The organism is Psychromonas sp. SR45-3, assembly GCF_014163575.1.
Lineage (GTDB): Bacteria > Pseudomonadota > Gammaproteobacteria > Enterobacterales > Psychromonadaceae > Psychromonas > Psychromonas arctica.
Genome location: NZ_JACJDP010000001.1, coordinates 180,234 through 193,869, shown reverse-complemented (window position 1 = coordinate 193,869; position 13,636 = coordinate 180,234). Strand labels below are relative to the sequence as shown.

Below are 13,636 nucleotides of genomic sequence, written 5' to 3'. Positions count from 1 at the left end.
TAGATAGTGGTTTATCGTGGCTATAAAAAAACCCGCGCAGTGCACGGGTTTTTAGAGTTTAACTGATATTGATTCAGACACTCATACCCCGTACGCATTAAGCGTCAGCAGTAAATTTGGCAGGAGTGCAGAAAGAAAGGTCATCAATTTACTCGATATATGATAGTTATATGAATAATTACGGTTTTTAAATTGTGCGTCAAGCGCTTATTACCATAACCGAGATAATGACCGCAGTGTTTGTAACGTTTTATTCTCGTTAATAAAGTCGTATTATCGAATATATTGAATAGAGAGGAAAGATAATGAGCGAATTTAAAAAACCATCTCAAGATGAGTTAAAGCAACAACTAAATGACTTGCAATATCAGGTGACACAGCAGGAAGGCACGGAGCCACCTTTTAATAACTTATATTGGGATAATACGGCGGAAGGTATTTATGTTGATATCGTATCTGGCGAACCCTTGTTTAGTTCATTAGATAAATTCGATGCGCATTGTGGGTGGCCGAGTTTTACACAACCTATCGCTGAAATAGAGCTAACGGAGAAAGTAGACAATAAGCTATTTTCACAACGTACAGAAATAAGAAGTGTCGAAGCCGATTCGCATTTAGGTCATGTTTTTGATGACGGCCCAGCACCAACCGGTTTGCGTTACTGTATTAATTCCGCTGCATTACGTTTTATTGAAAAAGAAAAAATGGCAGAACAAGGTTATGCAGATTTATTAAGGTTGTTTACATAATCGAAGAAATAAACAGAATGGATATGAAGTTTGGTGCTGATTTACCTATGGACATGAGTTTTGTAAGTTAATGATTTAAAGCTGAAAGTGGGGTGATCTTTTTAATTAAATCATAAAAAGTAAGTTAATAGACGCCCTTTTATAAAAGATTGGAATATTTAAGTAATGGATTAAAGCCTTAGTTTTTACTGATATTTAAATCGTGGTGTGCGCATGATACATCTAAAGTTCAAAAAATGGCATCAGATTGCTCCCTTCATTAACGATCATTTATGACTAGTTGTTCCAACCTTCTCAATTACTTTCTAAGCTTAAGGGCAGTGAATATGTATTAATGCCAGCAACTCATTATTTTAATTTAAAATAATAAAAAACTACTTTTTATTATTAATCAATCAAAAAATATTTCATTCCATTCAATTTTTTTAACCTCTGATGAAATGCCTCATATTGTTGGTGTAGATCAACTTTCTACTATTCATGATTTGTTGTTTTTTTTATTTTAATCACAATGGAGGCCAACTCAAGTCATGAAAAATATCCAATAAAAATAATTATAATTCCTCCCCCCTAAGGAAAAAGCATGAGAATAAAGCCACTACCGCCACTAAATAGCTTAATTGCATTTGAATCTGCAGCTCGAAATCTAAGTTTTACCCTTGCCGCTGAAGAACTGAATGTCACACAGGGGGCAATAAGTCGACAGGTTAAGCATCTTGAAGAGTATTTAGGTAAGGATATGTTCTTGCGCTCTAGTAGAAAGATAGTCTTAACACCCACAGGGCTTGAGTATTATCAATCTATTAATCAATCACTTCTTGATATTGCTTTAGTCACTGGAAAAGTTAAAAAATGGCAGGGAGAGCAGAAAATCACAGTTGCAACGACTAATACGATGGCATCATTATGGTTGCTGCCAAAAGTCGCTGAATTTCAAAATGAATATGAAAATATAGATCTACGAATTTTAACCTTTGATAATGTTATTGATTTAAAGCGTTTAGATTGTGATATCGCATTATTTTATTGTAAAAATCCACCATCAAATATGGAGGTGTCGACTCTTTTTCCTGAAGAGGTATTCCCCGTTTGTAGTCCTAGTTACTTGAGTAAGATTGGGTATCCAACAAAACCGGAAGAAATTTTGAATAGAACTCTTCTTTATTTGGATGATGGCCAAAAAGACTGGCTTAGTTGGGATGAATGGTTTAGTGGTGTGGATTTACCCAATATAATCCCGAGAAATACAATGAACATTAATAACTACTCATTGTTGTTGCAAGCTGCCATTAATGGACAGGGTATTGCGCTTGCTTGGGGATCTTTGGTTGATGACTATTTACAATCGGGTGCTCTAGTTAGGCCTGTTGAGCATGTTTTATCAACGTCATCGAGTTTTTGTCTGTTAGAGCCTAAAAATAGAGGATTCATACCTAATAGTGTTAAGGCATTCAAAGCTTGGTTACTTAAAGAGTTACCTGAAGAAGTCGGAGAGAAGGGATTATTATAATTATTGAATGCTGCTACTTTAAGCTAAGTAACAGCATATTGATTAAGCGCTAAGGCTTGAATATTGAGATTAACTAGTGACTTCGGTAGTGAATGAAGGTTTCACTGACTCATCAAGTTGATCTGATTCAGGATTCACTGACTGTGGCATTACCGGTCCATCAAGCTTATCCGATTCAGGATGGACATGTTGTGGCAGCATTGCCCAAGGCTTTGGTTCTCTTCGCAAGCTATGAAATAAAGTCAAACTCATCACCGCTATGAAAATAGCAATTGGAAACCCTGCAATGATAGAAGCAGTTTGCATCGCTTTTAAGCCTCCTGCGTATAAAAGAACTGCTGCTATTATTGCAATAATAAATCCCCAAAGAATACGTATTGACCTAGGGGGTTCAGGATCACCTTCCGCATCTAAAGTTGATAATACAAGGGTGCCTGAATCTGCTGAGGTAATGAAATAGGTCGCTAAAAGTAAACATGCTAATACACTGAGGACTTTCCCAAAAATATCACTGCCAATATTGTCAAACAGCGTAAACAAAGCCTTTGTGGTATCCGCTTTACTGGCTTCTAATATGACTCCTCCTGTGAATGCTGGTGGGGCTTCTTGGTTATTTTCTTTAGCCTTAATGACTTGCTCTTGATACAAAATTCGAGCATCCTTTTCAACCTTAAGTGCTGAACCTCCAAAGACAGACATCCATATAAAGGTGATAAGTGTTGGCACAATTAGCGCGCCTCCAATTAACTCTCGAATAGTTCGTCCTTTGGATATTCTTGCTATAAACATGCCAACAAACGGCGCCCAAGTCATCCACCATGGCCAATAATAAGCCGTCCACCAGTTTTGCCATCCCGAGTCATTTTGTGTATCACTCCAGAAACTCATGCCAACAATATTCTGAGCATAGGATCCGGTCGTTTCTAGCAGCGTATTTAATATATATCGAGTAGGGCCTGCATAAAGGACGATAAGAACAAGAATTAAAGAGAGCAGCATATTCCATTCTGACAGACGACGAATACCTTTTCCCACACCAGAAAGTACTGAGGCCACAGCGAGAGTGCAAAGTATGACAATAATTAAAAATTGCGTTGGGAGATTAATGTCGATGCCAAAGGTGAGGTTTAATCCTGTATTTATTTGGATGACTCCCATACCTAATGTTTGCGAAATACCAAAAGCAGTGACAGCGACGGTTAATATATCGACAGTATGGCCAATAGGGCCATAGATCTTGTCTCCAATTAACGGGTATAAAATGGAGCGAAGTGTGAATGGGAGGCCTTTACGATATGAAAAATAGGAAAGCGCTAGCGCAACAATAATAAAAACTGACCAAGGGTGTAGCCCCCAGTGAAAAAAGGTCAACTGCATTGCTTTAGCAGCCGATTCATTAGTAAACCCTTCTGTAAATGGATTACTAGAATAATGCCACATGGGTTCAGCTACGGACCAGAAAATAAGACCAATTCCCATTCCGCCGGAAAAAAGCATTGAGACCCACGAAAGATAACTAAACTCAGGTTTATCGTCATCTTTTCCTAATCTAATGTGCCCATAACGGCTAACCATTAAATAAATAAGAAACCCAACAACCAATGATACTAGCCCAATATAAAACCATTTCATGTTATTTAACAATACCCCTGAAATAGTTTCAAAATATTGACCAGCTTGGTTCGCCAGAATCGCGCAGAAAAGTACAAATCCAATAATGATGATTTTAGACGCTATCGTCACTGTTGGGTTTAGGCCTTTTAGCATTCCATATGTTGCTTTCATATACATACCTCATTATGTGTTCCATACACGGCTTGTTAATTAATTGTTACTGGAGTGTGAACTTAATTATAAGGTGGTTTTGTATCAAGCTATTAATTGTCATCTATGCATGAGTTTTACTAATGAGTTTTAAATTGTTGTTTTACATCACACTTTTGATGTTTCATTAAGATCTTGTGATGATAAAAACTCATGAGTTCCCTTAAAAAAAGTCGTTTGTTTGTTATCGGATTGTTAATAATAATTGGCTCGAATGTAAGCAAAAGCAGCATGTCAATAATGTAATTTAACTTTCCTGTAGAGGTAATAATATGAGCAATGTTAATCAATCCATCATTCCTATTGAAATGATCGAAAAGGTTTTTAATCCAATAACAGAAGCGACGGGTATGCCAAATGATGCCTACACAAACTCTGATTATTTTACCTTTGAGCGTGACCGCTTATTCGGTAATACATGGGCCTGTATTGGTTTTGCTTCTGATTTATTGAAAAATGGTTCTGTAAAGCCAATTGACTTTATGAATTTACCTTTACTAATGATGAAAAGTCGTCAGGGAGAAGTTCAAGTATTTCACAATGTATGTAGCCATCGAGGTATGAAACTTGTACATGAGGCTGGGGAAGTACAGGGAATGATCCGTTGTCCTTATCATTCATGGACTTATGACCTTAATGGCAATCTTAAGGGGACTCCGCATGTTGGGGGCATAGGTAAACATAAAGATGAGCGTTTCAAATGCGAAAAGCATGGATTAAAGCCTCTTCGCTCTGCTATTTGGATGGATATGGTTTTTGTTAATTTATCTGGTGATGCGAAGAGTTTTGAGGAACATATCGCACCGTTGGAGCAACGATGGAAATCTTTTCTTGGTGATGATGGGTTTAGCCTTTTGCGTCGTGTCAATATGGGAGGGAATCTTGAAATTGAAGTTAATTGTAACTGGAAATTAGCAGTAGAAAATTACTGTGAAGCTTACCACCTACCATGGGTTCATCCAAGTTTGAATAGCTACTCGCGATTAGAAGATCATTATAACATTATGTTTGATGAGCGATTTGCAGGTCAGGGTAGCCTAGCATATAACTTGTCAGATACTGCTGGTACACACCTTCCTAAATTTCCTAGCTGGCCACAAGATAAGTTACGCCACGCTGAGTATATCGCTTTATTTCCAAACGTATTGTTAGGTATTCAAGCTGATCATGCGTTTGCGATGATGATTGAGCCTATTAGTGCAGAAAAAAGTGTAGAGCACCTACGCATTTTATACGTCGGCGATGATGCTGTTAAAGATGAGTTTGCCGCTTGCCGTTCAGCAACCGTTGAATCATGGCGTGTGGTCTTTGGTGAAGATATTAGCGCGGTTGAAGGAATGCAATTGGGCCGTCATTCACCTGGTTTTGGTGGGGGAGTATTCTCACCTGAAATGGACGTCCCAACTCATTTCTTCCAAACATGGGTGGCAAAGGAAGTGAAAATTGCGATGGAGCAAAAATAATGGAACATTATCTTAATTATATTGACGGGGAGTGGTGTGATGCTCCTAACTCGCTTGTCGTTATAAACCCCGGCACAGCAGAAGCATACGCGACTATCGCTGAAGCTAACATCCAGGATGCTGACCGTGCAATGACTGCAGCTCGACGTTGCGTTGATGAAGGGGTATTGACTGCAGTTCGGCCTGCACTTAGAACCACTTTAATGCTTAAGGCTGCGGAGTTGATCCGTGAGATAGCTGATGAAGGCGCATTAATTTCCTGTTTAGAAAATGGTAAAACTTTGCTTGATGCCAAAGATGAGTTTCTAGAGGCTGCTCGCTATTTCGAATATTACGCAGGTATGGCAGATAAACTAGAGGGAAAATCTATTCCACTTGGAATAGATTATATAGACTTTACTCAATACGTACCTTTTGGTGTTTCTGTTCAAATCGTTCCTTGGAATTTTCCCGTCTCAATTTGTGCACGCTCTTTAGCACCTGCTTTAGCAGCGGGTAATTCAGTGGTTATTAAGTCACCGGAAGTCTCTCCTTTAGCAATGACTTTATTGATAGAAGCCATTGATAAAGCTGGGTTTCCTAATGGAGCGATTAATTTGCTCTGCGGTCAAGGTTCAGTGGTTGGAGATCATTTGGTTCGACACCAAGAGGTGGATCAAATTGTCTTTACTGGTTCTGTCGCAACAGGGCAGATGATCTTAAAAAACACAGCTAAAAGAGCTACACCATCGGTCATGGAGTTAGGGGGGAAATCAGCTGCTATAGCACTGCAAGATGCAAACCTTGATGTATTGCTTAACAGCGTAAAGGTTGGGATATTTTTTAATGCTGGACAGGTCTGCTCTGCGATGTCTCGTTTGCTAATCCATACGGAACGATATGAAGAAATCAAAGCGGCGCTAGTGAATATGGCTGAAAGTTTAACGATCGGTAAGGGGGAAGATAAAGCAGATATAACGCCATTAATTTCTCTCGAGCAAAAGAATCAAGTGTTAACAATGATTGAACAGGCACGAAAAGACGGGGCGACGATTGTTACTGGAGGTAGCGCCCCAGACTTACCTGGTTATTTTGTTGCACCTACCATTATTGAAGCAACCCCGAGTATGCAAATTTCTCAACAAGAAATTTTTGGTCCGGTATTGGTTATAACGCCTTTTGAAACAGAGCAAGAAGCTATCTCTATCGCTAATGGCACCGATTTTGGACTAGTCTCAGGTGTTTTTGGTGGCAGTTTAAATCAAACACTTCGTATTGCACAGCAGCTTAGGGGAGGGCAAGTATTCATTAATGAATGGTTTGCTGGTGGTGTTGAAACCCCATTCGGTGGTGTTGGGCTCTCTGGTTTTGGGCGAGAGAAAGGACAAGAGGCTATTTATAGTTATGTTCATACTCGTAATATTGCTATCCGATTAGAAATGGATAGCAGTCAGTAGAACTTCGGGGTATTGCTTCTTTTTACTACTAAATAAGCAATGAAACTCTTAATAATATGATGAGGGAAACCATCATCATAAAGTATTTAAGCGCTCTGACACCTTCGTTATTGTGAGGTGTTGGAGTCAATAAGGGAGAAAACTCATGAAAAAGTGGCTCTGTATAATTTGCGGTTTAATTTATGACGAAGCAAAGGGGTGGCCTTCTGATGGTATTGCTCCTGGGACAACTTGGGAAAATGTGCCTGAAGATTGGGTTTGTCCGGATTGTTTAGTAGGTAAAGCTGATTTTGAAATGATAGAAGTTACGGATGAAGAAATAACGGCTATTTCATTGCAAGTCTCTGCAGAAGTACCACTTCAGCAAAAAGACGTTGAAGTGACTAAAGCCTCTTATTTTGATGCTCCAATTATTATTATCGGTAGTGGTCATAGCGGATACCAACTTGCTGCTGCACTTAGAGCGAAGTCCTCAGCAATATCTATTATTGTTTTTACGGCAGGTGATGGTGCCCTTTATAGCAAGCCTGCATTGTCGAATGCATTTTCTATGGGTAAAGATAGTGAGATGCTAAAAAATGAAAGTGCACTGGCTTGGGAGAAAAGATTAAATATTCGAGTTTACCCCAATACAAAGGTTAACCATATTGATCGTGAAAATATGACAGTCAACACCAATATCGGCGATTGTAAATATAGCCGATTAGTGATGGCTACTGGTGCATCTGCGATTGATCTCTCTATCAAAGGGAGTTGTTCAAATCTATTCAGTGTCAATAATTTAGAAGATTACCGAGCCTTTCGTTCTCAATTAGTTGGTAAAAAACGAGTTGCCATTTTAGGAGATGGTTTAATTGGTTGTGAATTTGCAAACGATCTTATTGAAAATGGTTACGAAGTAACGGTTATTGGCCTTGGGAAATGGCCTATGGAACGATTGCTTCCTCAGCAACTAGGCTTGTCACTGCAAGCTGCACTTGCTTCTCTCGGTGTTTCATGGTGCCTGCAGGATAGCATTTCGAAAATTGAGCATAATGCTACATCTGCTTCATCATTGTACTTAGAAAGTGGCAAAATTATTGAAGCTGACATTGTGCTGAGCGCCGTTGGTTTAATACCTAATGTTAACTTAGCTCGTCAGGCTGGGCTTGATATCGGTCGTGGGATTAAAGTGAATCATTATGGTCAAACTAGTGATCAATTTATTTTTTCTTTGGGGGACTGCTGCGAAACAGAAAGTGGATGGTTACCTTATATTTCACCTATTAATCAGATGATACCTGCACTTGCCGAAAGTTTATTAGGGCAACTCACTAAAATAGCTTTAAAACCTGCCCCTATATTAGTGAAAACACCTGTCATCCCTTTATCTATGTTTCCTGTTCATCCCGCGCAGGAAGGAAGCTGGCATATAGAGCTAGAAGGCGATGAGTATAAAGCTGCATTTTATTCACCGAATGGTCAACTCCTTGGTTTTGTGTTGCTTGGTAAGCAAGTTCAGTTACAAAGACAAAATTGGTTAGAGCAGTTATCACTTAATAAATCTACAGTGCTATAAGGAATAAATTATGATTAACCTACCAAATGATGACTCAACATGCGGCTGGTACCACTCATTACCACAAGCAAAATGTAAACCTTATTTAAAAGGAGATCAAGCGGCTGATTATGTTGTATTAGGTGCAGGTTTTGCAGGTCTAGCAATGGCTAGGCGTCTCGCTGAGCATAAGCCGAATGCTCGTATTATTCTCGTTGATGCACAAAAAATCGGACAGGGAGCATCTGGTAGAAATTCAGGGTTTGTGATTGATTTACCTCATAAATTTGCATTAGAGCATCCGGATCCTGAGCATAAACAAAAATTATTGTCATTAAATCGCTCTGCAATTAACCAGTTAGATGGTTTAGTCGGTAAATATAATATCGATTGTCAGTGGTCAGCTACGGGTAAATATCAAGGTGCTGTAGGTGAGCGAGGTGAAGCTTATCTTGATCACTTTGAATACTTAATGAAGGATTTAGGAGAGCCTTACCAGCATGTTAATGGTTCTGAGTTATCTAAAGTATTGGGAACAAATTATTACAACCGTGCTATTTATACGCCTGGTGGTTTCTTAATGCATCCCGCCGCGCTAGTAAGGGGCTTAGGGGATAATCTTCCTGACAATGTAGAGGTTTTTGAAAATTCACCTATTCGCTCACTTAGCAAAGAAAATGGCAATTGGTCACTACAAGCTGAGCATGGGGTTATAAAAACACCACAGTTACTGCTTGGTACCAGCATTTTCACTCGAGAATTTGGGTATTTAAAAAATAGACTGTTACCTGTTATGACTTTTGCTAGCTGGACTAGGCCTTTAACCGATCATGAAATGAGTATTTATAGCGGCAAAATAAACTGGGGGTTAACGCCGGCGGATCATGCAGGAACGACTTTAAGAATGACTAAAGATAGACGAATCATGATCCGTAATACTTACAAGCATGTTCCTAAATATGGTTCTAGCATAAATGAAAGCGCCAAAAAACAAATTAACGCTGAGCATTATCAGGCATTTATTGCTCGTTATCCTGAGTTATGTCATGTCCCTCTTACTCATACTTGGGGCGGTGTTTATGCTATTTCTAGAAATTTCACTAATTTTTTTGGTCAACTAGAAGATGGCGTCTATGCAAGTGCCTGTGATAATGGAGTCGGTGTCGCGTGGGGGACTATCTCAGGTACTCTACTTGCAGATTATGTCGTTGGTGCTTCAACTTCGGCGCTGAATGATATTCAAAAAGTGACTGGCATGCCTAGTTTAAATCCGCCAGAACCATTCTTAGGTCTGGGAGTAAAAGCTCGCATTCAGATGGCAAAATGGCAAAGTAGGAGTGAACGATGAAAGAAGTAAAGCTTGTTGATAGTAAGGAACTAGATTTTAATATCAGAGGAGATATGCCTGGAATGGCTTATGTCGCTCGTGCACTCAGCCCTGAAGTGTCACCGAACATTGGAGTCGGGTTTGCAAGGTGGGAGGGAGCGGAGGTTGTTTGGACAGTACTATATGATGAAGTTATTTTTATTATTGAAGGGTGCCTTGAAGTCACTGCGAATGATAAAGTTCATTTTATCTACCCAGGTCAAATGTTATGGATACCCGAAGGGACTGAGTTAATTTATAGAGGCCATGCTTTGTTCGGCTATGTTGTTCATCCCGGTAATTGGAAAGAAATACACGGGATTAAATAATTAAAATACTTGCTAGATAAGTCGCTAATTGATTTATATGACTACTATATAGTTGCTAGAGACTGCTGACCTTCCAAGTATATTTTTGCAACAATTTCTGGTTTTGTATGCTGGCGGAACTTATATAGAGTGGTTATTTTTTCTTGATAAGTAAAATGTACTGTAAATAGTCGTCAAGCTTTGTCATTTAAGTTAAGGTCAACGGTTTGCGTTACTGTATTAATTCCGCTGTATTACGTTTTATTGAAAAAGAAAAAATGGCAGAACAAGGTTATGCAGATTTATTAAGGTTGTTTGAAGCGTAAATTCTCATTAGGAAGTGCTCTACTCATACATAGTAAGGGTTTGCGACTATTATAGCGCTGATATTGGATACTGAGTTTCTCGGGTAATTCGTCCGCAGAAAAAAGTGTAAACCCTAATCGTTGATAAAATGTTTGTAAATGAGGGTAAGGAAAACAATAAATAGTTTGCACTTGAGAAAGCAGTAATTGGGATATTAAAGTGCTCGCTAAACCTTGCCCCCGTGCTGCTTCATTACAAGCGACACCGGTTAAAAGTAATGCACCTTGTACCTCTTTTAAACGCGCCGCACATAGTATCTCTTGGTTTTTTAATACAAACACTTGTTCACTTTTATTCGCGAGTCCTTTTTTATACACCTGCTTATAAAATTGATTCACTAAAGGAATGTGATGTTTTTGTAATTGGCTGAATTGAAGTGAGCTAAGATCCATCTAAATCCCGAGTGACTTGTTTCAAGTGGTTGATAAGGTAAACTATCTAACCGTGGCCTACTTGAATTTTTTATCAGTGATAAGTAGGGGCGACTATATTAATGCCATAAGGGATTATCATGATTGAAAAAAACAGCTCACTCAAGGCTTTTAACAGCTTTTCAATTGATGCTCATGCGCATCTTCTTTTTCATTTTCGACAGCTTTCGCAATTACCTGAATTATTAGCATTGATCAAAGAGATGCGCGCTAATGATAAGCCTATTTTAGTATTAGGTGGGGGGAGTAATACTTTATTCTGTGACGATTTCAGCGGTTTAGTGATTAAAGTTGAATTAATGGGCGTGGCTCATAGTGCAGATCAAACTCATCATTTGCTCACCGTGAGTGCAGGTGAAGATTGGCATCAACTGGTTGAAAGCACCATCGAACAAGGTATTTATGGCTTAGAAAACCTAGCATTAATACCGGGAGTCGTAGGCGCAGCGCCAGTACAAAATATTGGCGCCTACGGTGTCGAGCTTAAAGATTTCTGTGTCAGTGTTGATTATATTGACCTTATCGACGGCAGTCTCAATACACTTTCCAATGAACAATGTTTATTCACCTATCGCGATAGTATTTTCAAGGGGTCTTTAAAAGATCGCGCTTTAATTACATCAGTGTCTTTAAAATTACCTAAGCAATGGCAAGCACATTGTCGTTATGGTCTGTTGCAAGGGCTCAATGAGACTGAAGAGTCGGTGAGTGCAAAGCAAATATTTGATAGTGTCTGTCGTATTCGCAGCGAAAAATTACCTGATCCTAAAATATTAGGCAATGCCGGTAGCTTCTTTAAAAACCCTATTGTCAGCGAACACTTAAGCCAACAGCTTTTATCCCATCATTCGGATATGCCACATTACCCACAGCCCGATGGTAATGTTAAATTAGCAGCAGGTTGGTTAATAGACCAATGTGGTTTAAAAGGTAAAAAAGTAGGTGGCGCTGCAGTGCATCTACAGCAGGCCTTAGTGCTTATCAATGATAATGGAAAAGCAACGGCAGAGGATGTGATTGAATTAGCATGGTTTGTTAGAGAGCAAGTATTACAAAAATTTGCTGTGCTATTAGAGCATGAGGTGCGCTTCATTGACGCTGTTGGTGAAACATCGCTACAACAGGTGATCCAAAATGTCTGAATTAAACGAGCAAGGTAACAAGTTATTAACGCTATTAGCCGACGGTGAGTTTCATTCTGGTGAAAAAATTGGTGAGTTATTAGGAGTATCAAGAACCTCGGTTAATAACTATATCAAAGCCTTGCAAGAGATTGGCTTAGATATTTATAAAATCACTGGAAAAGGTTATTGCAGTGCCACACCCTTAGCATTATTGGACCAACAAGCGATTAAGCTTGTGAGTGGTGCAGAACATGTACATGTAGAACAAATTCTGGAATCAACCAATCAATACCTATTAGATAAAATTCCCTCGCTTGATAACGGCCAAACCTGTATCGCAGAATATCAAACCGCTGGACGTGGGCGACGAGGACGAGAGTGGATCTCTCCATTTGCTTCGCACCTCTACTTCTCAATGTATTGGCGATTAGATGCAGGTATAGAAAAAGCCTCCGGTTTAAGTTTACTGGTTGGCATCGCCACCGTTAATGCATTGGAAAAGCTAGGAATTCAAGGCGTAGGGTTAAAGTGGCCTAATGATCTTTATTATCAAGGTAAAAAGCTTGCGGGTATCTTAATCGAACTCAATGCACAGGCCTCAGATGTTTGCCATACCGTGATTGGTATTGGTATTAATGTGAGAATGCCAGCAGCACAAGGTAAATTGATTGATCAGCCTTGGATTGATTTAAATAGCATCAGTACACAACCTGTTGATCGTAATAAACTATCAGGGCTATTGATTAAAGAATTGCATACGCTATTGGATGCCTATGAAGAAACAGGACTGGCTCCATTTTTAGCGCGTTGGTTTGAATTGGACTGCTTTATTAATCAACAGGTGAATTTACTGGTGGCTGATAAGGTGCAAAAAGGCATTTGCAGAGGTATTAATGATCAAGGTGCCCTGTTATTGGAAATAGATGAACAAGTGAAAGCGTATATTGGTGGAGAAATTTCGTTACGTTTGGCGAATAATTAGGCTAAATGTGAAAAATTGATTTGTTTTTAAGCAAACAATCAAAAAACTCCAATTTTTTACTAAGAAACACTTGCAAGGTGTGCTCAAGTTCTTTAATATTCGCGGCACTTAGACAGCGCCGACTTAGCTCAGTAGGTAGAGCAACTGACTTGTAATCAGTAGGTCACCAGTTCGACTCCGGTAGTCGGCACCATCTAAGTACTGGAGGGGTTCCCGAGTGGCCAAAGGGAACAGATTGTAAATCTGTCGCGAAAGCTTCGGTGGTTCGAATCCACCTCCCTCCACCATATTTTTATCTCACTTGTCACAGTGAGTCAGTAAATAACAATGCACAGCATTGTTTTTTGCTTGGTAGCTTTTGCTACTAGATGCAGTTTGCGGGCATCGTATAATGGCTATTACTCCAGCCTTCCAAGCTGATAATGCGGGTTCGATTCCCGCTGCCCGCTCCAACTTTCTTTATAGAAAGCAACTTTAAAACCAAGCACTTGTGCTTGGTTTTTTTGTTTCTGCTTTCTTAAAAATATTCGGTGGCCATTT

General features: G+C 39.3%; 10 protein-coding genes, 3 tRNA genes and 3 pseudogenes. 14 read left to right on the top strand and 2 right to left on the bottom strand.

From position 1 onward, the window contains the following. Positions 1-314: 314 nt before the first annotated feature. Together msrB and H5084_RS00815 are read left to right on the top strand one after the other, a co-directional pair. Positions 315-749 (top strand): annotated as a pseudogene (gene msrB / locus H5084_RS00820) (peptide-methionine (R)-S-oxide reductase MsrB); the annotation flags it as partial. Positions 750-1,332: 583 nt separating this feature from the next. Next, on the top strand, positions 1,333-2,259 hold the full coding sequence (locus H5084_RS00815; protein ID WP_182689243.1) for a LysR substrate-binding domain-containing protein: 927 nt from the start codon (positions 1,333-1,335) through the stop codon (positions 2,257-2,259). Positions 2,260-2,328: 69 nt separating this feature from the next. Here the strand turns inward: H5084_RS00815 and H5084_RS00810 are convergent, their stop codons facing one another. Then, the gene (locus tag H5084_RS00810) at positions 2,329-4,044 is read right to left on the bottom strand and encodes a BCCT family transporter (RefSeq protein WP_182689242.1); all 1,716 of its coding nucleotides are present in this window, start codon (positions 4,042-4,044) and stop codon (positions 2,329-2,331) included. Positions 4,045-4,355: 311 nt separating this feature from the next. Here H5084_RS00810 and H5084_RS00805 point away from each other — a divergent pair, with 311 nt between their 5' ends. From H5084_RS00805 to H5084_RS20005, 7 genes and pseudogenes are all read left to right on the top strand, one after another. After that, entirely contained in the window at positions 4,356-5,546 is a 1,191-nt protein-coding gene (locus tag H5084_RS00805; RefSeq protein ID WP_182689241.1) for an aromatic ring-hydroxylating dioxygenase subunit alpha, read from the top strand. Next, the gene (locus H5084_RS00800) at positions 5,546-6,982 is read left to right on the top strand and encodes an aldehyde dehydrogenase family protein (protein WP_182689240.1); all 1,437 of its coding nucleotides are present in this window, start codon (positions 5,546-5,548) and stop codon (positions 6,980-6,982) included. Before H5084_RS00805 ends, H5084_RS00800 begins: the two co-directional genes overlap by 1 nt. A gap of 145 nt (positions 6,983-7,127) precedes the next feature. Continuing rightward, positions 7,128-7,289, top strand: a pseudogene (locus tag H5084_RS19595) (rubredoxin); the annotation flags it as partial. Continuing rightward, positions 7,278-8,540, top strand: a complete 1,263-nt coding sequence (locus tag H5084_RS00795; protein WP_259396658.1) for an NAD(P)/FAD-dependent oxidoreductase — start codon at positions 7,278-7,280, stop codon at positions 8,538-8,540. The pseudogene H5084_RS19595 and the gene H5084_RS00795, both read left to right, overlap by 12 nt. Before the next feature lie 10 nt (positions 8,541-8,550). After that, a complete protein-coding gene (locus H5084_RS00790) occupies positions 8,551-9,867 on the top strand; it encodes an FAD-binding oxidoreductase (protein WP_182689238.1) in 1,317 nt (438 codons plus the stop codon). Continuing rightward, positions 9,864-10,214, top strand: a complete 351-nt coding sequence (locus H5084_RS00785; RefSeq protein WP_182689237.1) for an ethanolamine utilization protein EutQ — start codon at positions 9,864-9,866, stop codon at positions 10,212-10,214. The genes H5084_RS00790 and H5084_RS00785 overlap by 4 nt, the downstream gene beginning before the upstream one ends. 200 nt (positions 10,215-10,414) lie before the next feature. Continuing rightward, positions 10,415-10,519: pseudogene (locus H5084_RS20005) on the top strand (peptide-methionine (R)-S-oxide reductase); the annotation flags it as partial. On the opposite strand, the gene H5084_RS00775 reads toward H5084_RS20005, so the two are convergent. Further along, positions 10,499-10,951: a GNAT family N-acetyltransferase gene (locus tag H5084_RS00775; RefSeq protein ID WP_182689236.1), complete on the bottom strand. Its 453-nt coding sequence runs from the start codon at positions 10,949-10,951 to the stop codon at positions 10,499-10,501. The pseudogene H5084_RS20005 and the gene H5084_RS00775 sit on opposite strands and share 21 nt — an antisense overlap. A 119-nt stretch (positions 10,952-11,070) precedes the next feature. Here H5084_RS00775 and murB point away from each other — a divergent pair, with 119 nt between their 5' ends. The 5 genes from murB to H5084_RS00750 all read left to right on the top strand — a co-directional run bounded on the left by murB (position 11,071) and on the right by H5084_RS00750 (position 13,548). After that, the gene (gene murB / locus H5084_RS00770) at positions 11,071-12,132 is read left to right on the top strand and encodes a UDP-N-acetylmuramate dehydrogenase (protein WP_182689235.1); all 1,062 of its coding nucleotides are present in this window, start codon (positions 11,071-11,073) and stop codon (positions 12,130-12,132) included. Further along, positions 12,125-13,096 carry a bifunctional biotin--[acetyl-CoA-carboxylase] ligase/biotin operon repressor BirA gene (birA, locus tag H5084_RS00765; RefSeq protein WP_182689234.1) on the top strand — a complete coding sequence of 324 codons (972 nt, stop codon included), beginning with the start codon at positions 12,125-12,127 and terminating at the stop codon, positions 13,094-13,096. Before murB ends, birA begins: the two co-directional genes overlap by 8 nt. 117 nt (positions 13,097-13,213) lie before the next feature. Continuing rightward, a tRNA-Thr gene (locus H5084_RS00760) sits at positions 13,214-13,289 on the top strand. A gap of 10 nt (positions 13,290-13,299) precedes the next feature. Beyond that, positions 13,300-13,383, top strand: a tRNA-Tyr gene (locus H5084_RS00755). 90 nt (positions 13,384-13,473) lie between these two features. After that, positions 13,474-13,548 (top strand) — tRNA-Gly (locus H5084_RS00750). The last annotated feature ends 88 nt before the right edge of the window (positions 13,549-13,636 follow it).

What these genes read in the sequence shown, in the direction of transcription:
- H5084_RS00815 (WP_182689243.1), top strand. Translation starts at nt 1,333, where the DNA reads ATGAGAATAAAGCCACTACCGCCACTAAATAGCTTAATTGCATTTGAA.
- H5084_RS00810 (WP_182689242.1), bottom strand. Translation starts at nt 4,044, where the DNA reads ATGAAAGCAACATATGGAATGCTAAAAGGCCTAAACCCAACAGTGACG.
- H5084_RS00805 (WP_182689241.1), top strand. Translation starts at nt 4,356, where the DNA reads ATGAGCAATGTTAATCAATCCATCATTCCTATTGAAATGATCGAAAAG.
- H5084_RS00800 (WP_182689240.1), top strand. Translation starts at nt 5,546, where the DNA reads ATGGAACATTATCTTAATTATATTGACGGGGAGTGGTGTGATGCTCCT.
- H5084_RS00795 (WP_259396658.1), top strand. Translation starts at nt 7,278, where the DNA reads ATGATAGAAGTTACGGATGAAGAAATAACGGCTATTTCATTGCAAGTC.
- H5084_RS00790 (WP_182689238.1), top strand. Translation starts at nt 8,551, where the DNA reads ATGATTAACCTACCAAATGATGACTCAACATGCGGCTGGTACCACTCA.
- H5084_RS00785 (WP_182689237.1), top strand. Translation starts at nt 9,864, where the DNA reads ATGAAAGAAGTAAAGCTTGTTGATAGTAAGGAACTAGATTTTAATATC.
- H5084_RS00775 (WP_182689236.1), bottom strand. Translation starts at nt 10,951, where the DNA reads ATGGATCTTAGCTCACTTCAATTCAGCCAATTACAAAAACATCACATT.
- murB (WP_182689235.1), top strand. Translation starts at nt 11,071, where the DNA reads ATGATTGAAAAAAACAGCTCACTCAAGGCTTTTAACAGCTTTTCAATT.
- birA (WP_182689234.1), top strand. Translation starts at nt 12,125, where the DNA reads ATGTCTGAATTAAACGAGCAAGGTAACAAGTTATTAACGCTATTAGCC.